At 34.8% G+C, this 23,977-nt stretch carries 18 protein-coding genes and 1 tRNA gene; 5 read left to right on the top strand and 14 right to left on the bottom strand.

Features of this window, described 5'->3' with window-relative positions; all coding sequences use genetic code 11:
• Positions 1-28: 28 nt before the first annotated feature.
• Complete coding sequence (locus ES677_RS04625) at positions 29-1,183, top strand: DNA polymerase III subunit (RefSeq protein ID WP_148380563.1); 1,155 nt, start codon at positions 29-31, stop codon at positions 1,181-1,183.
• Between the two features lie 16 nt (positions 1,184-1,199).
• On the opposite strand, the gene ES677_RS04620 is transcribed toward ES677_RS04625, so the two are convergent.
• The 8 genes from ES677_RS04620 to ES677_RS04585 form a co-directional block, all read right to left on the bottom strand.
• Positions 1,200-3,341 carry a hypothetical protein gene (locus ES677_RS04620; protein ID WP_148380562.1) on the bottom strand — a complete coding sequence of 714 codons (2,142 nt, stop codon included), beginning with the start codon at positions 3,339-3,341 and terminating at the stop codon, positions 1,200-1,202.
• A 130-nt stretch (positions 3,342-3,471) separates the two neighbouring features.
• On the bottom strand, positions 3,472-3,984 hold the full coding sequence (locus ES677_RS04615) for an OmpH family outer membrane protein (RefSeq protein WP_148380561.1): 513 nt from the start codon (positions 3,982-3,984) through the stop codon (positions 3,472-3,474).
• A gap of 224 nt (positions 3,985-4,208) precedes the next feature.
• Positions 4,209-5,072: a class I SAM-dependent methyltransferase gene (locus tag ES677_RS04610; RefSeq protein ID WP_246124370.1), complete on the bottom strand. Its 864-nt coding sequence runs from the start codon at positions 5,070-5,072 to the stop codon at positions 4,209-4,211.
• Positions 5,073-5,140: 68 nt separating this feature from the next.
• A complete protein-coding gene (gene mnmG, locus ES677_RS04605; protein WP_148369857.1) occupies positions 5,141-7,012 on the bottom strand; it encodes a tRNA uridine-5-carboxymethylaminomethyl(34) synthesis enzyme MnmG in 1,872 nt (623 codons plus the stop codon).
• A 90-nt stretch (positions 7,013-7,102) separates the two neighbouring features.
• On the bottom strand, positions 7,103-7,513 hold the full coding sequence (ybeY, locus tag ES677_RS04600) for an rRNA maturation RNase YbeY (RefSeq protein ID WP_148369856.1): 411 nt from the start codon (positions 7,511-7,513) through the stop codon (positions 7,103-7,105).
• A 113-nt stretch (positions 7,514-7,626) separates the two neighbouring features.
• Positions 7,627-7,962 carry a hypothetical protein gene (locus tag ES677_RS04595; protein ID WP_148380559.1) on the bottom strand — a complete coding sequence of 112 codons (336 nt, stop codon included), beginning with the start codon at positions 7,960-7,962 and terminating at the stop codon, positions 7,627-7,629.
• Positions 7,963-8,417: 455 nt separating this feature from the next.
• Entirely contained in the window at positions 8,418-8,924 is a 507-nt protein-coding gene (locus ES677_RS04590) for a hypothetical protein (protein ID WP_148380558.1), read from the bottom strand.
• A 15-nt stretch (positions 8,925-8,939) separates the two neighbouring features.
• Positions 8,940-12,401: a DUF4175 family protein gene (locus tag ES677_RS04585; RefSeq protein WP_148380557.1), complete on the bottom strand. Its 3,462-nt coding sequence runs from the start codon at positions 12,399-12,401 to the stop codon at positions 8,940-8,942.
• Positions 12,402-12,505: 104 nt separating this feature from the next.
• Here ES677_RS04585 and gltX point away from each other — a divergent pair, with 104 nt between their 5' ends.
• Complete coding sequence (gltX, locus tag ES677_RS04580) at positions 12,506-14,014, top strand: glutamate--tRNA ligase (protein WP_148380556.1); 1,509 nt, start codon at positions 12,506-12,508, stop codon at positions 14,012-14,014.
• Between the two features lie 414 nt (positions 14,015-14,428).
• Positions 14,429-15,358 (top strand): SPFH domain-containing protein, encoded by a 930-nt coding sequence (locus tag ES677_RS04575; RefSeq protein ID WP_148380555.1) that lies wholly within the window; start codon positions 14,429-14,431, stop codon positions 15,356-15,358.
• 86 nt (positions 15,359-15,444) lie between these two features.
• On the opposite strand, the gene ES677_RS04570 is transcribed toward ES677_RS04575, so the two are convergent.
• Both ES677_RS04570 and ES677_RS04565 read right to left on the bottom strand, forming a co-directional pair.
• Positions 15,445-15,657, bottom strand: a complete 213-nt coding sequence (locus ES677_RS04570) for a hypothetical protein (protein WP_148380554.1) — start codon at positions 15,655-15,657, stop codon at positions 15,445-15,447.
• A 263-nt stretch (positions 15,658-15,920) separates the two neighbouring features.
• Complete coding sequence (locus ES677_RS04565; RefSeq protein WP_148380553.1) at positions 15,921-17,903, bottom strand: glutamine--tRNA ligase/YqeY domain fusion protein; 1,983 nt, start codon at positions 17,901-17,903, stop codon at positions 15,921-15,923.
• 268 nt (positions 17,904-18,171) lie between these two features.
• Between ES677_RS04565 and folB the strand changes: the two genes are divergently transcribed.
• Both folB and ES677_RS04555 read left to right on the top strand, forming a co-directional pair.
• Complete coding sequence (gene folB, locus ES677_RS04560) at positions 18,172-18,534, top strand: dihydroneopterin aldolase (RefSeq protein WP_148369848.1); 363 nt, start codon at positions 18,172-18,174, stop codon at positions 18,532-18,534.
• Positions 18,535-18,582: 48 nt separating this feature from the next.
• Positions 18,583-18,653: transfer RNA gene (locus ES677_RS04555), tRNA-Cys, on the top strand.
• Positions 18,654-19,393: 740 nt separating this feature from the next.
• Here the strand turns inward: ES677_RS04555 and ES677_RS04550 are convergent.
• From ES677_RS04550 to rnr, 4 genes are all read right to left on the bottom strand, one after another.
• Positions 19,394-20,071, bottom strand: a complete 678-nt coding sequence (locus ES677_RS04550) for a LysE family translocator (RefSeq protein WP_148369847.1) — start codon at positions 20,069-20,071, stop codon at positions 19,394-19,396.
• Positions 20,072-20,208: 137 nt separating this feature from the next.
• On the bottom strand, positions 20,209-20,901 hold the full coding sequence (locus tag ES677_RS04545; protein WP_148369846.1) for a head GIN domain-containing protein: 693 nt from the start codon (positions 20,899-20,901) through the stop codon (positions 20,209-20,211).
• A gap of 67 nt (positions 20,902-20,968) precedes the next feature.
• A complete protein-coding gene (locus ES677_RS04540; RefSeq protein WP_148369845.1) occupies positions 20,969-21,268 on the bottom strand; it encodes a YbjQ family protein in 300 nt (99 codons plus the stop codon).
• A gap of 122 nt (positions 21,269-21,390) precedes the next feature.
• Positions 21,391-23,589, bottom strand: coding sequence for a ribonuclease R (gene rnr / locus ES677_RS04535; protein WP_148369844.1), 2,199 nt, complete (start codon positions 23,587-23,589; stop codon positions 21,391-21,393).
• Between the last annotated feature and the right edge of the window lie 388 nt (positions 23,590-23,977).

Genomic DNA, 23,977 nt, shown 5'->3' with positions numbered 1-23,977 from the left:
TATTTGTTATCTAAAGTATATTTGTGCTATGCAATTCAGTACTATTCTAGGTCAAACACATATAAAAAAACATCTTACGCAAAGCGTGGATAATGGTAGAATTCCTCACGCCCAATTATTTATTGGGCCAGAGGGTTCTGGTACTTTACCCATGGCGATTGCTTATGCACAGTACATTTTGTGTAAAAATACCGCGGGTGAAAACAGCAACGGAAACCCCTCTTGTAATTTAAAATTTAACTCGTTTTCTCACCCCGATTTGCATTTTGCTTTTCCGGTTACCACCAACGATAAAATTAAAAAGCATCCTGTTTCTAAACATTTTTTAGAAGAATGGCGCGATTTATTAGCGAAACAACCGTATGGTAATTTATTCGATTGGTATAAGCGTTTGGGCGTAGACAATAAGCAAGGACAAATTGGTGTAGATGAAGCGCAAGACATTGTAAAATCGTTAAGTTTGAAAGCTTACGAAGGCGGCTATAAAGTTATGATTATTTGGATGGCTGAGAAGATGAATACCTCTGCTTCAAATAAACTGTTAAAACTGATTGAAGAGCCACCCAGCAAGACGGTCTTTATACTTATTGCTGAAGATGAAGAACAGATTATTACCACTATTAAATCGAGATGCCAATTATTACATTTTCCGCCCTTAGCAGAATTTGATATTAAAGAAGCGTTGATTAAAAGCTATAGTATAAATGATGCTGAAGCAACGAAAATAGCACACCAATCTAACGGAAATTATAATAAAGCTTGCGATTTAGTCTATCAAGATAGTGAGGATATTCAATTTGAAACGTGGTTTATTCTCTGGATTCGTGCAGCATTTAAAGCTAAAGGAAATAAAGCCGCTATTCACGATTTAATTACGTGGAGCGAAGACATTGCTAAAACAGGTAGAGAAACACAAAAGCAATTTCTTAATTTCTGTATAGATTTTTTCCGACAAGCGTTATTGCTAAATTACGGTGCGCAAGATTTAGTGTTTATGGACATTAAAACGGAGAAATTTAAGTTAGAAAACTTTGCCCCTTTTGTGCATAATAACAATATTTTGGATATTTATAAAGAGTTGCAAGACGCCATTTACCATATTGAACGCAACGGAAACTCAAAAATAATTTTAACAGATTTATCGATAAAATTAACGCGTTTACTACATAAAAAATCAGAATAGAAATAGACCTCTTCCCTTATATCTTTTTGAGTGTGCCCGCTTTCATATTAATATTTAGTATCCAAACTTTACTTAAAAACTCGGCTTTTATAAAGCCCTTTCGGAGCATAAATACGTCGTAAAAATTATCTGAGTTATACAAATACACATAATAAGAATCACCTTTATCTTTAAATATTTTAGAGTTGACGCCCTTCCCTTTTAGGGCGTTTTGGTACCCGATCGCTTCATCAAAATCGTAGACCAAGGTGGCAATAATATAATACCCTTTGTCTATGCCGTCTATAAAAGTGGTTTCTTGATTAAGAATGCGCTTAAACGTTTGGGTTTCGTAAATATAATCTTCCACCGTTAGTAGTTTTTCGTAATTATCGCGATTTAAAGCCAGTGAATTCTGAGCTGATTGCTGTAAAATAATTTGCCCAGATGGGCGATATATATTATCGCGTCTAGGCTCTACTTCTTGCTTTTGTTTTAACCAAACAGGTAACGTTTTATCTTTTGTTGATTGCGAATAGTCTACCCTTGGCAATGGATTTGTTAGTGTCTTTGCTTTAGGTATTGAGCTAGAGTTAGCTTCTTTTTCTGGACCGCCTACGCTCGTGTTCTCTGGTTTTCTCTTCCACGGTTTAGTTTCTTCTCGAACCACTTCCTTAACTATTGGCTCTTGATTTTTTGTTACCTTTTCTGCCTTTTGTACTACTTCTTTCTTCGGTACTTTCTCCTTTTTCACTTTAGCATTAACCACTTGTTCTAACCCTTTAGCACTAGTAATACCGTCCTTAGTTTCGCTGTTAACATCTTCAACAATACCTTCTGTTGTCTCTTTAGCTACTGATGTATTAATAACGTTACGTTCGTCACGACTCACTTCTTTGATTATGTCTCGACCTATTTCCGTGCGTATTTTTGGCGCACTTCCCTTAATGGGTTCTTCACTACTTTTTTTCTCTAGTGCTTTAGAAACTTCTTTTTTACTTTTATCGCTAGTAATTTTCGGTGCTAATTTGTCTTCAATAAGTGCATACTCTTGTTGTTGTTCTTCGTAAAAAACGATGCTAATCTCCGTTTGAAAAGCCGTAAAAAATAGATAAAAGCGATCTGCTCTAGTATTGAAAATAAGATCTACTTTTTCGGTATTGTTATCAATTATAGGCTGGGTTTGATTTGGAATATCTACGGTTGCGATATCGAAACCTAACGTGTTTTTACTCGCCGGATTACGTTCTGTAAATTCTGAATCGTTTGTTGTTATTTTACTATTGAAAAAATTATTACGTGGTCGGAGGTTACTACTTAGTAATGACATTCGTTTTAAAACAGGATTCGAAATCAAAATCTCGTCATCTATTAACGCCGAATCGCCTTCTAAGGCCGATAAGGTAATAGAGGTCTTAATTTCGCCTTCTTCTAAGGCTTTAAAATTATCGAAAGTAATCTTCACAGCCTCATTTCCTACGTGGGCAAACCCGTTATACATCGTGATGTATTGTGGGGTATTAACCGGAGCCTCATAAACAACATAAAGCAACCAACCGGCAGCACTACCACCCGAAACGAAACCTTTAGAAGCCGTTACATTCGCTAACGTGTACTCGCCATTAATAATACTCGCGTTCTTTAGAAGTTTGGTCACGTCTGCTTGACAAACATAAGGAGCGTTTAGAGAGAATGCAGGGTCATTAGCACCATCAAAAACGACATCGCCATTAACAGGTATATAATTTTTAGCATTGGGTAATTTAAACTTTACCTTACTAATAGCATTCCGGTTTTTTACGCGTTTTCCTTGAAACAAAAACTGTTCGCCAGACTCTGTCCTATAGCCTTGTTCGTAACTATATGTTGCTGCCCAATACAGAACAGCATACTTAATTTCGGAATGATTGGCGGGTAATTGTAAGGTTGCCGAACTAGAACTAAACGTGGTATCGTCGTTGTCAACATCGGTATAGACCATATCGATATCGTCGTTGGTTAGCGAGACATCGTTAAAAGCAGCTGTAGCCTCTTTGCCTAAAATAGCGTTACCAATAACGGTAGCATTACCATAAATAAAGAACTCTTTTTGAGCTTTAAAAGGCAACGCAACCTGAGCAGACGTGTGGTTAAAAAAGGCAAAGAAAATGAGCAACAACCAAAAGGAGTTTTTCATCATCTTAAATAGAAATAATTAATAGCACTTAAATATAAGTATTAAAATTAAATCTATTGATAGATAGCATATTATAAACTAAAAAAAGCGTTAAACTGTCGTATAACGCTTTTAATTATTGCAGCGGTACTGTTTATTTCTTGTATTCTTTATCTAAAGCAGCGATTACGGTTTGGGTTAAATCGTTTTCTTCTGCCCCATAAAGCACTGTCGAAGCGACCTCACTTGTTCCTAAAATATAAGTATAACCATTATTTTTACCGTATTCTTTTACATACGTTTTAACGCGCACGATAACACTATCTACATCTTTGCGAAACTCTTGCGTAATTTGCTGTTTCTCGAATTGCAGTTGTTGATCTTGAGTTTGTTTTTTCTGCACTAAAACTTGATAGTTTTTTTCTTGATTGGCCGGCGACATACTTTCTACTTTAGCTTGAAATTCTTTTACCTCTAATTTAATCTGTTCGTCTAAGCCGTCTGCTTTTGCATTAAAAGCATCCTCTTTAATCTTGTATTTTGCTTCTAAATCTTTTTTCTCTTGGATCTCGTTAATGACTTTTCCGTTATCCACAAAAGCAATCTTTTGTTTATTGCAAGAGGTTAGTGCTAAGAAAGCGAATGCAAGTACTATGTAATATTTCATTTGTTGGTGTTTTAAGTTTAGTCAAAAGTATAAAAGTAGGCGCGACTTTTTATTTTTTAAATTGAAATTTAAAGGAATAAGTAAAACCTATAGCAATTATGAAAATTATAAGCTTAATTTATCAAAAATAGTCGATTTAGAAGCGTTTTAAGACTGTTTCTCGTTTTACTAAACAACCAATAGGTTTGAAGCGCCAAACAGAGCTCATTCAGCTCCTAAATTGATTATTTAGCGTTTGTAATGCAATAAATCAGTGATGAATACTCCGATGACTGTTTCGCTTTCCAATTAGATATAACACCACGCCATAATGCTTTAACCGGTTGCCACTTACTTTTTTTATATTTTTCTGACAGCAAACTTACGTAATAAGCATCGAACACCATTGGTAAGGTTTTTACCACAGTCATTTCTTTTTTATTAAACAAACGAGTAATCGCTTCTTGAGAAAAATGCCATAAATGTCTTGGCACATCAAAAGCAGCCCAAAATTGTTTGTAATATATTGCGTCGTAACTTTTATAATTAGGAACTGCAATAATTAAGGTGCCTTCTTTTTTTAATAAGCGTTTAAATAATTTAATGTGTTCTTCTAAATTTGGCAAATGCTCTAAAACATGCCATAACGTAATCACATCAAAACTATGTGACGGTAACGTTTCTAAAGCATCGGTATTAACGATTTTGTTTCCAGTTTTTGAATTGGCTATAGTTCTCGCTTTTTCATTTGGTTCTATACCCGTAATGACCCACTTATTTTTTTGTGCTTCCGCTAAAAAATCTCCGGTCCCACAGCCTACATCTAATATTTTTTTTTCAGAAGACGAAAAACTATTGATTAGCTTTAATTTCCGTTTTAGCGAAATCGTCCGAACGGCGTGATACACTTTCTCAAAAAGATTTCTTTGCGTATTGGTATGTGAAATATAATCTTCACTTTTATAGTAATCGGGTAATTTGCTTGCCGAAGGTTGCGGATTAGTTTGCAAATAATCCCATTGAGAATTATGAAGTAATTGAAACGTTTCGCCCGAAACTGTAAAATCTTTTACCGTTTCATATAAAGAAGTTGCTGTACTCTTTTCCACCAAAAATAATTTATAATTAAAACAAAGGATATGTTCCACGTGAAACATATCCTATATTTTCTATTCTTTTAACGTCCCATAAAAACTAAAAGCACCGAAATATCACTCGGAGACACCCCACTAATTCGTGACGCTTGAGAGACAGTTACCGGTTGAATTTTATTTAATTTCTCCCGTGCTTCCAAACTCATTGATTGTAATTTCGAGTAATCAAAGTCAGCCGGAATTTTTAAATTTTCTAATCTGTTTAACTTATCTGCATTATTCTTTTCTTTATCAATATAGCCAGAATATTTTACCTGAATTTCTGCCTGTTCAATAACTTCATTATCTAAATTATTGGACGTAATGTATTCTTCGACCGCCTCAAATTGTCGCACATCGTCAATCGTAATATTTGGCCTAGCGAATATCTTAAACATTTTTCCCTGTTGCGTAACAGGCGCAGAATTTTTGGCTTCCAAAACAGGATTTGCTTCTGCTGCCGTTACACTTGTGTTTCTAAAAAACTGTACCAGTTTTTCAGACTCATCTTGTTTCTGCTCCATACGTCTTAAACGTTTTTCGCTAGCCAAACCTAAATCATACCCCTTTGGGGTTAATCTAAAATCAGCATTATCTTGACGTAATAACGTTCTGTATTCTGCACGAGACGTAAACATTCTATACGGTTCTTCAGTTCCCTTTGTAATTAAATCATCGACTAAAACACCAATATACGCCTCATTACGCTGCAGGATAAAAGGATCGCGTTCTTGTACTTTTAACGCTGCATTTATACCCGCCATTAATCCTTGAGACGCAGCTTCCTCATACCCCGTAGTTCCGTTAATTTGACCTGCAAAATACAGTCCGCTAACTAACTTTGTTTCTAACGTGTGTTTTAATTGTGTTGGTGGAAAATAATCGTATTCAATCGCATACCCCGGTCTAAAAAATTTTACGTTTTCGAAACCCACTATTGATCGCATTGCTTTAAACTGAATATCCTCTGGTAAGGACGTTGAAAATCCATTCACGTAATATTCTACCGTATTCCATCCTTCCGGTTCAACAAACAATTGATGACGATCTTTATCGGCAAAGCGATTAATTTTATCTTCTATCGACGGACAATAACGGGGTCCTAAACTTTTAATCCTACCGTTGAACATAGGCGAACGATCGAAACCTTCTCGCAACACATCGTGTACAATTTCACTTGTATGCGTCATATGGCAAGACCGCTGATGCGTTAATGGTTTTGTCGTGTCTAAATAAGAGAATTTCTCTGGAGACACATCTCCAGGCTGCTCAACCATTTTAGAAAAATCCAATGAACGCCCATCCACTCTTGGCGGCGTTCCGGTTTTCATTCTACCGGATTCAAAACCTAATTGCACCAATTGCTCAGTAATCCCTGTCGCCGCTCTTTCTCCTGCTCTACCGCCACCGAAGTTTTTATTACCTATATGAATCAATCCATTTAAAAATGTTCCATTGGTTAAAACAACCGTTTTAGATTTAATTTTTAATCCTAAAGACGTTGTTACGCCACATACTTTTCCGCCTTCTACTAGCAACCCAGAAACCATTTCTTGATAGAAATCTAAGTTCTTCGTTTGCTCTAAAAGCAACCTCCAATCTTCTGCGAAACGCATACGGTCGCTTTGAACTCTTGGACTCCACATTGCAGGTCCTTTAGACTTATTCAACATTTTAAATTGAATAGCAGAGGTGTCACTGACAATACCACTATAACCCCCAAGGGCATCGATTTCTCTAACGATTTGCCCTTTTGCAATTCCTCCCATTGCAGGATTACAAGACATTTGCGCAATGTTTTGCAAATTCATTGTAATTAACAACGTTTTACTTCCCATATTGGCCGCGGAGGCAGCAGCTTCACTTCCTGCGTGTCCAGCACCAACAACTATTACATCATACTCTTCATTAAACATTATTTGGCAATTTTATTTTTAAATGTTCCACGTGAAACATTGTAATATACTTTTTAAACTTTTTGCAAAGATAGGGCGAATTAGCGACTTCTACGACAACCGAGTTAAGTGCTCATTTTCCTTAGTTGTCATTACCATTGCATCACTTTCGGTTTTGTCTTTGTAACCACAAAAATGAAGAATGCCGTGAACGATTACGCGCTGCAATTCGGCTTCAAAAGGGAGCAATAAGTCCTTAGCATTATCGGCCACGCGCTCTGTAGAAATGTAAATATCTCCCTGTAAGTTTTTTCCGATGGAGTAATCAAAACCGATAACATCCGTTAGCGTATCATGTTCTAAAAACTCTACATTTAATTTATGTAAATAGTCATCATCACAAAAGATATAGTTAATCTCTGTTATTTCACATTTTTCTATCGCCACCACCCGAGCAATCCAATCGGATAATTGTTGCTCGTTATCTAATGTAAAATCATTCTCGTAGTTAAAATTAATCATTTATTTCTTTATAAATTACTGTGTGTTTTTTTGATTTGTTATGGTACCCAAAGTATCTCAATTCATCATTAATAAACACCGCTGATGCGTATTTTACTTTGGTGTTTTTCATCTCACTCTTTACTGTCTTTATTTTTATCAATAGACGTATACAAGGTCTCTGATTCTGGTGCGTCTATAACAACGTTAGTACTATTTAAAACAATCTCAAAATAGTGCTTTTCCGTCTTGAGAACATAAGGTACCGCCTCATATTGACGTGGTCCAAATCCACTATTATTTCTCATACTTTGTTCTACACTCATTTGTTGCATCATCATCATCATCATCTGCTGTTGCATTGCCCAATGGTGATGCCACCACCAATTGTAACGGTAACTGTATTCCTTTTTATCCACATAGTCTAACCATACTGTTACATTACCATCTTTAGTAGGGTTTACAGTCACCGTTGGTTCGTTTTTAAAACGTGTTGCTTGCTTTAAAATTCAGTGATGGATTCGAAACCTTTAGACTTTTTAAAAATTTTTAACGTGGTTAAATTCAAGTTCGTTTCAGAATCATTTTGCAAATTAAAAATAGATAAAGCACCGTTGCTTTTCGCTACAGTCATTTGAAATAATCGCCCGTTGAGAACATACGACGTCGCTTTTTTACCTTCCTCATTAATTTTACTTCTATAAACACTACTTTCTATAGGGAAGCTAGCCTCTCCATCCAGGGGTATCCTGACTACGGCAGTCTCTTTTTCTTTAGTATCCTCCTTCGTAATAAATCAAGTATTCCTTTCCAAGTATGCTCTGAACTCCGCTATAGCTCCGTTAGCAACATACGTATCGGTATTAACGGCCGACAAACTATTTTTATTTAAATCTTTTAATAAATCCTCTGTACTCTGAGTAGATTACCCTGTAACATTATTTCTGTTTTTTGAATCCTTTACATCAATCAGGTTAACACTACTTTTATTTGAAAACACTAATAAATTTGAATTCTTTTTTATGATTACCGCTTTAAAATATTTACCAGAAATAGAATCCGATTTATAACTTTCCCCTGTTGTTAAATCAATATCTACCACTGTAGAATCGTCCTCTTTATTTCCTTCCGTAGACGCTATTAAAGTAAGAACTCCTTCATTATTATGATACGATAAGACACTCTGCATTTTATCAAAAGAAACGGATTTGAACTGACTTAATTCTCCATTTGTATTAGTAATGGGTATAATTTCGCACTGTTTCGTTTTACTGTTTTTTGCTATAATTAAATAAAAACTTTCATCACTACTAGTGTCTCCAGAAAACGTGTTTTCGACTTTATAATTACGACTTAAAGTAATCGCTCCCTTTTTTGGTAACGTTGTAAAACTTGTGAGTATAAATATCACAGATAACAATAAATACTTCATTATATAGTGGTTTGGTTAGTTTGTTTTCTGCTTAAAATAATCTTGTACCTTTTCTCTAAACACCGGTTGCAAAGGTAGCGTTTGCTTGTTTAAAATTTCGATGCTATTAAAATATTGTTTCGCTTTAGGCATCTGATTTTTAGTGATATTATTAAAGTTCTTTGTGTTTGTATCCGCTTTACGCTTAGTATCTTGCCCTTGTTGAAACGTTGCATTATCCAATTTTAATAATTGGTGCTGCAGATTCATCATCTTAGATAACGTTTGGTTTGTAAACCCCTCATTTATAAGGTCTAACTCTACCCCTTCCATATCTTTTAATAATTGTCTAGCCTCTCCATTACCACGTATTCCCTCTTTTTCTAACCGTAGTTCTAGCGCCTGACGTATCATCTGTTGCTCCTGATATATCCTATACAATTCACCATTTAAATCTTCATTAAATCCATCAAAACCTTGTGTTCCAGAACCGTTTCCTTCGCCATTACCGTTGCCCTCTCCATCTTTTCCTTCTTTACCATCCTTACCACTTTTACCATTTTCACCGGACTTCCCGTCCTCTCCTTCTTTGCCTTTTTCACCCGCTTTACCCTTCGGACCTTGCTCTCCTGGTTTTTGTCCGTCGCCCTCTTTAGGCGCTCCCTTTTCCCCTTTTTTCATACCCTGTTTCATTTGTTCATTCAATGCTTCCTGACTGATAATAATATCTGGTAATGGCATTCCTCCTTGACCTTGACCTGAAGACGGCATCATTTGCATTTGCATAGCATCGGACATATCACTTAAAAAGTTAGCCAAATTATTCGCCGACGTCACTGCATATTGCTGTGCAGAAACACCTTGATATAAATTGTTTTCGGCTAATTGATCTAAGGCTTTATCCACATTAAAATAGACCTCATAAATTTCTTTATTTATCTGCTCGCTAATTTTAGGTTGGCGCAAAGACAACGCAAATAAACTATCGTCTACATGCTCGAAATGGGTACGTAGTTCTTTCTGTTTTTTTAGGTAGTTGGCGTATTCGTTATGATTAGTTTGTATGCTTTTAAACTGATTCATTACCGCTTCTTCATCAAAGGAGAACACCACTAGATTATCTAATATTTGACGAAGCATCGCCATATCTTCCTCTAAAGCTTCTTGGCCAGACTGTCCCATTTGCTGTTCCATTTGCTGACCCATTTCCTTCATTTTTTGGGACGCATTTTTTTGCTTCTTTTGGGCTTTTTTATGTTCTTCTTTTTGAGATTCAGAATTGTCTGCTGCTTTCTTTTTTTCTAAAGCTTCAGTAGCTTGTTGTTGCTCTCGGACAATAGCCTTCTCTTCCCTTTGTTGGCGCGGTAGTTTAAGCGGTTGTTTTAATTCAGAATTATCTTTTTGTAATTCGTCTAACTGCTCCTGTAATTTTATAAACTCATTATTTAAATTTTCCTGTTTTTCTTTGGTGTTTTTCTCTTGTTCCTCTTCGGATAACTCCTCTTGCTTTTCACCGAGTTGTTGCAATTCTTCCGCTATTTTTTCCATTTTTTTGGTCACGTAGTAGCGCTTTGTTAATTCTAGCATTTGCTCCAAACTCCGTTTTTGGTTTTTGTTTTGCTTCGCGAGTTTATCAATTTTATCAGACAGTTCTTCTTTAGAAATTTTATCTTTTACTTTTTCAAGTTCTTCCAAAAGTTTTTCATCGCGTTTTAATTGCGCTTCATTTTCTTGTAAACGCTCTTTTAAATCCTCCTTAAAAGAATCTTCTTTTTGGTCTTCTTTTTGAAAATCTTCTAAATTATCTTTCATTTTTTTATTAAACTCCTGCATCATATTTTCTTGCTGCTTTTGGCGTTTAATAAAATTTTCGAATTTCTTCTTATCATTAAAATTACGCTCCGATTTTTCCTTTTGGGTTTTCGACAATTGCTCTAATTCCTTTTGTTGCTTGTCGAAATTATCTAAAACTTTATCTAAGGCTTTAATGGTTTCATTTTGCTCTTTTAACTGTTTTTCTTCTTCTTCAATTTGTGTCCGTTTTCTATACGTGAAAACGGTACTTTTTGTACTTTTAGGCGCATTAGCGCCGTCATTATCGAACACTTCAAAATACAGTTCGTAAGCCACTCCGTCTTCAATGTCTAAATCGCTTGGAAAAGCGCTTATAAATTCGGCATAATTTGAGCGCGCCATCGGTATAACTTTTATTTCCTTTTTACTATTTTTTTCTGCTTTGTAATACACCAATCGCAATTTTGATAATCCGTAATCATCACTGGCTTGTCCATAGAAATAAAGCGTTTGCAGGTCTAAAGAATCGACTTTAGTTTCTAAATTTAATTCTGGATATTCGTCGTTTATAACAGCAATAGTAAAGGCAAGATTTTCGTAGTCTTTTAAGTTAGTATTGCTGGTCGTTATACTGTAATCCATTGCCGTAAAAAGCCGTTTACTCGCTTGAAAACCGTCCGTTTTAAACGGTTTAAAGGTCAACGTGTCGGCACTATACAAAGTAACAGTTTCGGTGGCTTTGGTCGTTAGTGTCCACGTAACTTTCGTGCCTTGCGGTACCACGGCATTTCCAGTGCTCTGTAAAACGTCATCTCGTTTATTCGTATATGCCGGATAATCTAAGACCATTTCAAAATTTAATAAAGTCGGTACTTCCACCACTTGCAACGTATAGGGTTTAGAATAAATACCATTGGCGGTTAAGCGAAAAGTTATATCCGTTTTCGGTTGCTCGAATACAAATTCGAAAGCCCCACTGCCCTGTTGTTTCAAATAATAAATCTCGTTATTAAATTCTATTTGAGCCGACTCAGGAATGACGTTACCACCGGTTTTTACGATAAGAGTAAACGATTGATTCTCTGTAGCTTTTAGGGGCGTATTCAACACATAAAACTGAAACGGTGCCGGCGCTTCGTACGCTGTTTTATAATTTACCACCCGATTGTAGCTATCACTAAACCAATTTAATTTTCCGAAAATGGTGACACAAAAAATAATAGCCAATGGAATAACGGCATATTTTAAATACTGAAGATTATGCTTAAAGTTAATCGCTAATTTGAAGGGAATAGGCGATAATTCTTTGGCCTTTTGGTCGATACTTGCTAAAAGGAGTTCAGATTGTGTTTTTTCAGAATGCAATTGAAGCACATTAAGTAATTTATCACTAACTTCTGGAAAATGATTTCCTATTAACTTAGAAGCATCAGTCGTATTAATGCCGTGTTGTAGTTTAAACAATTGTGCTAAAGGCATCGCGATAAATCGGTAAAATAAGGCACATTCTACGACTATAAAAACCCAAAACAAAATAGCACGCGCCGTCGTATTTAACCATAACACCGACTCAATAGATAAGGTGATTAGAAAATAAAGTAAGCCGATACTAAAAAATAAAATCACTCCTTTTATAAGTGCGTTAACATAATATTTTTTAATAAATTGCTCTAGTTTGTCTTGTATAATTTTAAAAGTACTCAAATAGCCGTTGTTTACTGGGTTTAACTTATAAAATTACAATTTTATTTTTTAGCAAATAAATAATTGCGTGTTAATTGTATCTTCGCAGTCTTAAACACAGAAAAATGTCTAAAAACGTTCGTGTGCGCTTTGCACCAAGTCCAACAGGACCTTTACATATTGGTGGTGTTCGTACTGCCTTATTTAACTATTTATTTGCGAAAAAATTCAACGGAACTTTCGTCTTGAGAATTGAGGATACCGACCAAAATCGCTTTGTTGCCGGTGCCGAAAATTACATTACCGATGCCTTAAACTGGTGCAATATTCCGTACGATGAGGGCCCTGGAAAAGAAGGGAAATGCGGACCCTACAAACAAAGTGAACGTAAACATTTGTACAAAAAATATGCAGATGATTTAATTATAAGCGGCAATGCCTACTATGCTTTCGATAGCGCCGAAGCGTTAGATTTTCATAGAAAAGACCACGAAACTAACGGAAAAACCTTTATTTATAACTGGCATAATAGAGAGAAACTGAGTAACTCTTTATCACTTTCTACCGAAGACGTTAACGCCAAATTAAACGCTGGCGAGGCGTATGTTATTCGTTTTAAATCGCCACAAGACCAAACCCTACATTTAAAGGATATTATTCGTGGAAATATAAAAATCGATACTAATATTTTAGACGATAAAGTTTTATTTAAAAGCGACGGGATGCCAACGTATCACTTAGCTAATATTGTCGATGACCATTTAATGGACATTTCGCACGTAATTAGAGGTGAAGAATGGCTACCTAGTTTAGCCTTACACAGTCAATTATATACTGCTTTTGGTTGGGAAGCTCCAGAATTTGCCCATTTACCGCTCATTTTAAAACCGACAGGTAAAGGAAAATTAAGTAAGCGTGATGGCGATAAATTAGGATTTCCAGTATTTCCTTTAGAATATACTTCGCCAGAGGGCGCTGTTTCTAAAGGGTATAAAGAAGAAGGCTATTTCGCAGAAGCGGTCATCAACTTTTTAGCATTATTAGGATGGAATCCAGGTACAGAACAAGAGTTATTTAACTTAGATGGTTTAGTAGAAGCGTTCGAATTAGAGCGTGTTAACAAGGCCGGAGCCCGTTTTGATCCCGATAAAATTAAATGGTTTAACCACCAGTATATGCAACAACAGGATAACGATGCTATTGCTGAAGAGTTTCAAACACAACATACAGCATTAGCTTCTATAGACGTTAATTACATTGGTTTAGTGGTTGGTTTAGTAAAAGAACGCGCCACGTTTATTTCTGATTTATGGGCGTTGAGCAGCTATTTCTTTGTTGCACCAGAAAGTTATGATGAAAAAGCCTCTAAAAAAGCCTTTAAAGATGGCACTAAAGACTTAATGCTTCAGTTGGTAGACGTTATATCCAATACTTCAGAATTTGAAGTAGAGAGCCTTCAAACGGAAATAAAAGGATGGATAACTAGTAACGACATTAGTTTTGGAAAAATTATGATGCCGTTGCGTTTAGCATTAGTTGGTGCTTTGCAAGGCCCAGATGTTTTCGACATTATGTATATGATAGGAAAAAAAGAAACTTTACAACGCATAGACAAAGTGATAGCTACTTTATAAATCTACGCTTATATAGAACAAGAAAAGCGAGCCGCATTAGAGCTCGCTTTTTTTATACATTACATTCTCGCACTTAAAATAGGTGATAATATAGTCGAACCACTAGAAATCCCTAGCGCTTGCTATCCTTTAAATGTCCTGTTTTATTAACTAAAATCGGTTTTATTAAGCATCTTTAAAGTATTGTAAACCCATTAATGGCTAGTGATTTCATTGCATAATATTTAAAAACCACCACGTTTTTATTAGACCATTGTATCTCAATTTGCTTTTTCACTTGAGAATGTTGTAACGAAACCTATAGTTCGTGCTACTAATACAATAGACTGAGTGTTTTTCAGTATAAATTACGGTATTAGTGCATAATATAACTTAATTTAGTAGTTGTAATTTTAACCATTTAAAAAATTATCTATGAATCTATTACTTCCCATTGTTATTGTATTAGGAATTATTATTTTAATCTCTTCCGTCTTTACAGTAAAACAACAAACCGCAGCTATTGTAGAGCGTTTTGGTAAATTTCAGAGCATCCGGCACTCTGGACTACATTTAAAAATTCCTATTATCGATCGTATTGCTGGCCGATTGAGTTTAAAAATTCAACAACTAGATGTTATTATAGAAACCAAAACGCTAGATGATGTCTTTGTAAAACTAAAAGTTTCGGTACAATATAAAGTCGTTACAGATAAAGTATATGATGCTTTTTATAAGCTCGATTATCCGCATGAACAAATTACAAGTTATGTATTTGATGTGGTTCGTGCCGAAGTGCCAAAAATGAAATTAGATGATGTCTTTGTTAAGAAAGATGATATTGCATTGGCCGTAAAAGCAGAATTAAATGATGCGATGATGGATTATGGTTTTGATATTATTAGGACTTTAGTTACTGATATAGACCCAGATGCGCAAGTAAAAATAGCGATGAACCGTATTAATGCTGCCGATAGAGAAAAAACTGCTGCACAATATGAAGGTGACGCGCAACGTATTTTAATTGTTGAAAAAGCAAAAGCCGAAGCAGAAAGTAAACGTTTACAAGGTCAGGGTATTGCCGACCAACGACGTGAAATTGCTCGTGGTTTGGAAGAATCTGTAGATGTATTAAACCGTGTTGGTATTAACTCTCAAGAAGCTTCTGCGCTAATTGTAGTTACACAACATTACGACACGTTACAAGCAATTGGAAGTGAAACTAACAGTAATTTAATTCTACTACCAAATTCACCGCAAGCCGGTAGCACAATGCTTAACGATATGGTCGCTAGTTTTACAGCTAGCAACCAAATAGGGGAAGCTATGAAAGCGAATAGAAACAAGAAAGAGTTAGAAGAATAATAAATTGAACTACAGTTACTACCAAAAAAAGGGCTGTTACTCACGTAACAGCCCTTTTTTGATTTAAAACTAACACGTCTTTGTCTCTAATGTTCTTTTTCATATTTCTCGATCATCTCTTCTAACCCATTGCGGTAATTTTCAAGGGAAGTAACGTCCATCTCAGCATTATGCAAATCCCCTTGTGGCAATGTCGCTCGTGTTTCGTCTAAATACTTTATAATTTCTGGGTATTTATTTTCTATTTCGTTTGTTAAACGTGTTATTTCAGTAAGTATATTTTTGGCTTTAGTATCCATATTTTTTGTTTTTATTTTAGTAATTACACTTCAAAAGTGGTGTTAACGCCTCTAAAAATAATCATTTTTTAAGCACTCTTCACAATTAAACTATTAATTGTTTGCTAAAATAATTTAGTAACTACAATACCTATTTACCATTATACGTTTTAAAAGAGATACGTCGCACTATAAATTAGTGCATTTCAGTCTATAAATTTATCCGCTATTACTTTCTTCCATTATATAAAAAATACACAAGTTTTAAAGCTTGTGGATTGTATTTATAAAGCGCTGGCTTCTTCAACTAGCAGTTTGTTTTTATCTTCTAACGCTTTCGCGATAAACGCATTGATGGCTTCATTTTTCACTAACCCATTAGCGAGCAACACCCCCAAACTTATCATTGTAATAATACGTGTGCCCGATTTTTTAACCGAGGTATTAAACAACGGTTCTAAATCGTCGTAGGTAACATGTTTCGCCAATTCTTGGATATCTTTCTTTGCTTCTTCGCGCTTATCGTCTGGTAAACGGTCGTACTTTTTACCGTATTGTTTTATAAGCTCGATTGGTGGACGCTTTTGCTGTGGCTTTTGTTGGTTGGTTTCCGTTTTTGGCTTTTGTTTGGCCCAAGAATCCTTTAAACCTACCGTTTTATTAAACACTAATACGCCAGATTTAGACGCTTTATCCACATTAAAATACCCTAAACGTTGAAACTGGAATTGCTGACCTATTTCGGCATCTGCTAAACTAGGCTCTACAAAAGCTTCAATAATTTTAAGAGATTCCGGGTTTATAAATTCCATAAAACTTTTGTCTTGGTGGCTATCTGGCGCCTCATCATTAAACAAGCGATCGTATTCTCTCACTTCGGCTGTAACAGAATGTTGTATAGACACCCAATGCAACGTTCCTTTTACTTTTTTAGTCGTGTCTTCTGTGTATGTACAGTGTACTTCAGTAATCTCACCGTTGGCATCTTTAACTACAGATTCCGCTTTAATAATATAGGCATTTTTAAGGCGTACTATACCACCTAGTTTTAATCTGAAGAAATTATCGGAAGCTTCCTCTTTAAAATCTTCTTTTTCAATATATATTTCGCTAGAAAATGGTACTTTTCTAAAACCTGCACTCTCATCTTCCTGATTATTTTCGGCCTCTAACCACTCCTCTTTATCGGCATCGTAATTGGTAATCACCAATTTTAACGGATTTAAAACAGCCATAACACGCGGTGCACTTTTGTTTAAATCTTCGCGAATACAGAATTCTAAAAGAGATACATCGATACTATTCTCACGCTTCGCCACACCGACCGTTTCTACAAACTTTTTAATAGAAGTTGGTGTGTACCCACGGCGACGCAAACCAGAAATAGTTGGCATACGCGGGTCGTCCCATCCAGAAACCACGCCTTCTTCTACTAATTTTAGAAGTTTACGCTTACTCATTATGGTATAACTCAAGTTTAAACGGGCAAATTCACGTTGTTTAGGACGTATTTTATTGGTATCGACTACTTGGTCTAAAAACCAATCATATAACTCTCTATGAGGCTTAAATTCGAGCGAACATAAGGAGTGCGATATGTGTTCTATATAATCACTTTCACCATGCGTCCAGTCGTACATAGGGTAAATACACCAATCGTTTCCGGTGCGGTGGTGGTGTTTTTTAAGAATTCGATAAATTAACGGATCGCGCATTAACATATTAGCATGCTGCATGTCTATTTTTGCACGTAAAATATGCGCACCTTCGTTAAACTCACCATTTTTCATTCTTTCGAATAACTCTAAGTTTTCTTCAACGCTTCTACTGCGATGTGGTCCATTTACACCCGGTTGCGTAGGCGTCCCTTTTTGTTCTGCCATAGCTTCGCTAGATTGCGAATCGACATACGCTTTACCATCTTTAATAAGTACTATCGCCCAATCGTACAATTGCTGAAAATAGTCTGACGAATAGCGTTCTTCCGCCCATTTATAACCCAACCAAGAGATATCCTCTTTAATCGCATCAACATATTCCTGCTCTTCTTTTGCAGGATTTGTATCGTCAAAACGCAAATTTACTGGCGCCTTATATTTTTCTCCTAAACCAAAACTAATACCAATAGCTTTGGTATGCCCAATGTGTAAATAACCATTAGGTTCTGGCGGAAAACGGAACCTTAAATCGTTGGCATCTAATCCGTCTTTTAAATCTTCTTCAATAATATGCTCAATAAAATTAAGCGGTTTTTTTTCTTCAGACATATATCTCGTTTGAAAATGAAAGCATTAGTATGTACTCTAAAATCATTCTTAAAGTAGTACAAAATTAAGGAAATTCGCGTTATTTCTATTCATTAACTTTTTAATATATGACAGCACATAGAAAATTAAAATTCTATCGTAAAAATGAAGAACCGTTTACTAGCGCAATAGAGTAATAATTATCTCATTTCGTTACGTATGAAGCCTTAGACCATAAAATATAGATTAAACTGCTTTGATTTTACTATTTTCGCAGAAAATATATATTTTGGGAATAATTAAAGTTGAAAATATTCGTGTGTATGCCAACCACGGATGCCTTAAAGAGGAAACAAAAATTGGTAGTGATTACCGTGTCGATTTAAAAGTAAAAGCCGATTTACAAAAAAGTGCGCAAAGCGATGCTTTAGTAGATACTGTAGATTACGTGCTTTTAAACAAAATTGTCGTTGAAGAAATGGCGATATCTAGTGCCCTTTTAGAAAGCGTTGCAAAGCGTATAATAGATCGTATTTTTGCTGAAAATAAATTAGTTACCGTAGCAACTGTTGCGCTTAGTAAAATGAATCCTCCAATTGGTGGTGATGTAGAAATGGTGACTATTGAAATTTCTGAAAAAAGAAAAGCGTAAAGTAAATAGTAAAGCATAGTATTTTTTTTTACATTTGCGGTCACAAAAGGTGTCGTGGCCGAGTGGCTAGGCAGTGGTCTGCAACACCATCTACAGCGGTTCGAATCCGCTCGACACCTCAAAAAGAGTTACTTATATTCTAAGTAGCTCTTTTTTTATGCGCTTGTTTTGCAACTTCACGTAATTAAATAAACGCCTCTTTTACTTTATACTAGAAACAGGTTTAGTGTTGTTTTCACACAATTGAATGTTTTTAAGGCAATCACATTAACATTCTAAAATTGAACTTTCTTTATTTTTTATATGCGTCACCACCAATTAGCGAAATATCTTGATACATAAAATTTAAATATTTAATGTTCTTTCCTTCCCTGTTTTGACTGTTCTTTATTTTCTATTTTGAATCGAAACGTTTTGCTAAATTATTATCTGTAATCAATTTTAGAATATGAGTTCTATAGCACTTTATTTTAGACGTAAACTCAATTCCTTTTCTATTGTATTCTCTCCCGTAAAAAAGTAATAATTTACGTATTCTTTTTTCGAAAATTATTAGTCGTAACTAGTAGACTTCTTAAATTTATATAATTAATTAGTACAGTGTAAATTTTATTTAAAGACTTTAAATAGTCACTCGTTAAACCATCGTCTACTATTGTAGATATACTATGTATCAGTTTATCGTTTGTGACATTTTCAATAATTTGACCTCTAAGTATTTCAATAGACTCAATACACTATTGACTTATTAATGCGTACAACATAATACAGATCGTGGTGCTGCGTGCAAGAACTTACCATTACTAATAACAGTAGAATAATTATTTTATTTGTAAATGTGTTACTACTTTACTGGCACCTACCTCCTATGCTCAATACCTTCAATGATATCTTTAGGATCGAATTGATCTTTTGGTAGAAACCCCTTTGTTATTAAAATAATACCGCAAACCAATAAGATAAGTCCTAGAAGCTTCTTAATTTTCACGATTATTTTAGGCGTTAGTTTACTTTTTAATTGTTTCGCTAATAAAATTTTAAAGACATCGGTTACAAAATAAGCCCCGACCATTGTGCCAAAAAAGGTTAAAAACCGATTGACATCGTTATCCAAGTTCGGACTAACAACAATAATAACGCCCAGCCAAAACACGAGAACGCCAATATTTATGAAGTTTAAAAAGAAGCCTTTTAAAAATAATTTAAAATAATTGGTGCGTTTTATAACAATTTCTTTCTTAGTTTCTAGTTCTTTTTTTGACTTCTTAAAGAAAATAATAAGTCCGTAAACCCCTAAAATAGTACCACCAAAAACATATAAACCGGGTTGATTACTTAAGTTCTCAAGCAACTGAAAACTAGAAAAATACGCTAAAGCAATAAATAAAATATCGGCAATAATTACACCCAAATCGAAAGCAATGGCGGCTCTAAACCCTTTTATTACACTAGTTTCTAAGAGTACAAAAAAAACAGGACCAATCATAAAGCTTAAAAAAAAGCCTAATGGAATTGCTGCCTGGATATCTTCAATCATAGTGTTTAAACGGGTTTAATACAAAGTAAAGAAATTATTAATAGAAACTTTCTTATCACAAGAAAAAAGCTTCAGTTAAATTAAAACTGAAGCCTTTTACCGCTGTACTAAAATACGATAATAAATTAATAACCGCGTTAATCTGTGTTTACATCTCCTTTTCTAACGGTAATATCGCCACCAAAGGTTGTTTTTTTATTGACTTGTAAAGGATTTCCGTAGATATAAACATCACCACCAGCTGTTACCTTAGCGTCTACAGATTCTGAGGCATTAACATCGGCTTCTCCTCCAGCACGAACGGTTACCGTTGTATTTTTGGTAGGAAACCCTTCACCTTCGTAAATGCCACCCGTATTTAAAGATACCGTTTGCGTATCTGCTTTTCCATTAGTCTTAATTCTACCACCAGAAACGGCTCTAATTGATACTTCCTTTACATCTAGACCTATTTTTAATTTAGCGCCCTCTTGAGCTCTCAATTCAATCTTATCCTGAACAATAAGCGTGTTGCCCACAATATAAGCACCCTCATTACCATCTATGCTTTTTAATTGCGTGTAATGCACGGCAACAAATGTATTGCTACCATTAAAAATTTTATCGAAAGCCATTTTAATTTTTAAGGTACCGCCGGTATTAACAATGTTTACATCTTGAATATCGTCACCAGAAATTATGACTTTATTTTCTGTCGATTTTATTAAACTAATATGAATTAAATCGTAAACTTTTACGGTTGAAAATTCTCCAACATTCAATTCTTTTGGCTCTTGTGCAAACGTTATTGTGCACATAAAAATAAGTGCTAAAGACGTTATTAATTTCATAATATATAATTTTTTGTTCTTCTTAAAGAGTTGCTAAATACAAAACTGTTACAGTTTTAAATTTATTTTAAATAATAGTAACAGCAGTTCCAGTAACCGATAGTAAAATATATCCTGTATTGGTGTCTGTTTTCATGTCTATTGTTACGCCGACTATAGCATTCGCGTTAATAGCCTGTGTTTTAACTTGTAATTTTTCGAGGGCATCTTGTTTTGCTTCGTCTATGTTATCCTCCATAGACTCTAAGAATTTTTCTACACGATACATAAACGAAGTCACCTTAGAATGCACTGTACTAGCCGAAACTAATCCTTTATATTCTATAATTTTATAACCTTCAACTGAGGCGGTGGTTGTCACTATCATTCTTTATTCCTACTTTTTTTTATGTATAATTCTTGTTTATTCGAAAGCAGTCGAAATCTAAATTGAATAATCAACTCGTTCTCGACTGCTCTTTTAAAACTTTTAAATACTACTCTATTTTTTTATTCTGAGACTTTGCCTATTAATTCAAAATCTAAGTGACGTTTTTCTAAATTGGCTTGTTTTACTTTTACCACTACTTCATCACCGAGTTGATACATTATTTTTGTTTCACGGCCTATTAATGCAAACTGCTCTTGATCGAATTCGTAATAGTCTCCTTTTATATCGCGGGTTCTTACCATTCCTTCACATTTATTAGAAACAATTTCTATATAAATTCCCCAGTCGGTTGCCCCTGAAATAACCCCCACAAATTCTTCATTTTCATGATCTTGCATAAACCGAATTTGCATATATTTAATGGAATCTCTTTCAGCTTTTGTTGCCAGATATTCCATATTACTTGCGTGTTTACATTTTTCCTCAACAATTTCGGCATTCGCTGTTTTTTCGCCATCTAAATAGCGTTGTAACAAACGGTGCGCAATAACATCTGGATAACGACGAATTGGCGATGTAAAGTGACTGTAATAATCGAATGCTAAACCGTAATGACCAATATTATCTGTAGTGTATTCGGCTTTACTCATAGTACGAATCGTTAATGTATCGACCAAATTTTGTTCTTTTTTACCTTTAACGTCAGACAATAAATTATTTAAAGAAGACGCTATACTTTTACGATCTTTAAAATTTAGTTTATGTCCAAATCTAGCAACAACACCTTGCAGCGCCATCAATTTACTTTCGTCTGGTTCGTCGTGAACACGGTAAATAAAGGTTTTTTCAGGTTTTTGTTTTCCTATAAATTCTGATACCTTACGATTCGCTAAAAGCATAAATTCTTCAATTAGCTTATTCGCATCTTTACTCGTTTTAAAGAATACTCCAATAGGATTTGCTTCTTCATCTAATTCGAATTTAACTTCTAATTTATCGAAAGACAACGCTCCAGAAGCCATACGTTTACTACGCATTATTTTGGCTATATCGTCCATTTTTAAAACGGCATCGGCAATCGTTTGATCGGTATTATAAGCTTCACCGGTTAACGAAACATCAGCAGGAATTAGCGTGGTTTTACTTTCTATAATCGCTTGCGCTTCTTCGTAAGAGAATCGTGCATCACTGTACGTTACTGTTCTACCAAACCATTCATCTTTAATTTCGCCTTTGTTATTTAATGTAAAAACGGCCGAAAAAGTTAATTTCTCTTCATTGGGACGTAATGAACACGCATTATTCGATAAAATTTCTGGTAACATTGGTACCACTCGGTCTACTAAATACACAGACGTTGCCCGCTCGTAGGCTTCATCATCTAAAATGGTGCCTTCTTGCACGTAATGCGACACATCGGCAATATGAATTCCTATTTCAAATAAATTATTATCTAACACTTTAAACGACAAGGCATCATCAAAATCTTTAGCATCTCTTGGGTCGATTGTAAACGTAAGGTCGTTACGCATATCGCGACGTTCGGCGATATCTTCTGGATTGATAGACGTGTCGATAGTGTTTGCGAATTCTTCAACATCATGAGGGAACTCGTATGGCAATCCATATTCGGCTAAAATGGAATGAATTTCTGTATTATGTTCTCCAGGTCGTCCTAAAACCTTAAGCACTCTTCCGTTTGGAGAATCGGCTTTTTGTGGCCATTCTTCTAATTCTACTACCACTTTATCACCATCTTCGGCTTTATTAATTTTGTTAATAGGCACGAAAATATCGGTATACATTTTATTAGAATCGGGTACTACAAAGGCAAAATTCTTTTTCTGGTGAATTTGAATTACGCCAACATACTCCGTTCTAGCACGCTTTATCACCTTAGTGATTTCTCCCTCTAACTTACCACGTTTTCTACGTTTATACACATACAACTCCACTTCATCACCGTGTAATGCTTTATTAACATTATTTGAAGCAATATAGATATCATTTTCAAAATCTTCGCAAATAACATAACCACTACCCTTTGCAGTCGCATCGAATTTACCAGTGTGATATTCGTTATTAATTACAATTTTAAATTTGCCACGTTCTACCTCTTCAATTTCTTCTTTGGCTTTAAGCTTGGCAAGTGTTTTTATAATTTGGTTACGACTACTAGCGTCGTTAAGTTCTAATTTAGAAGCTATTTGTTTATAATTAAATGATTTGGTTCTATCATCTTTTAAAATACTTATAATTGTGTTTGTAAGGTCGGAGATCTTGTTATGTGAAGGTTTCCTTTTTTTATTTTTTGTCATTTATTTAATTCGTTAATTCTTTTTAAAGGTATTGATTAATTGTATTCTAGCAAATACTAAATTCAGAAGAAGACCTTTTGTACCATTTGTAGAAAAGATGAATTTATTCTAGCATCACTCCTTTAAGATTACTGCAAAGCTACGTTTTAATAATTAAATCAATTTTAAGTTTAAGTTAATTAAAAAAATAGGTTGTAAACATTTATTATAGATATCAGTTATTTCTTTTAAAATTTTAAAAAAAAAATGATGGTTATTATAGTGTGTTAATAGCGGTATAACTTTTAGTTTAATTAGTTTGATTTGTTATTTAATAGACATTATTAACAAGTTATTATTGTGTTAAGTTCTTTATTTCTAAAGGTTTTAAATTCGTTGTTAACAACTG

The sequence above is a fragment of the Bizionia gelidisalsuginis genome, from assembly GCF_008086185.1.
GTDB lineage: Bacteria > Bacteroidota > Bacteroidia > Flavobacteriales > Flavobacteriaceae > Bizionia > Bizionia saleffrena.
Note: the sequence above shows the minus strand (reverse complement) of the source record. Positions and strands in the feature narration are given on the sequence as shown.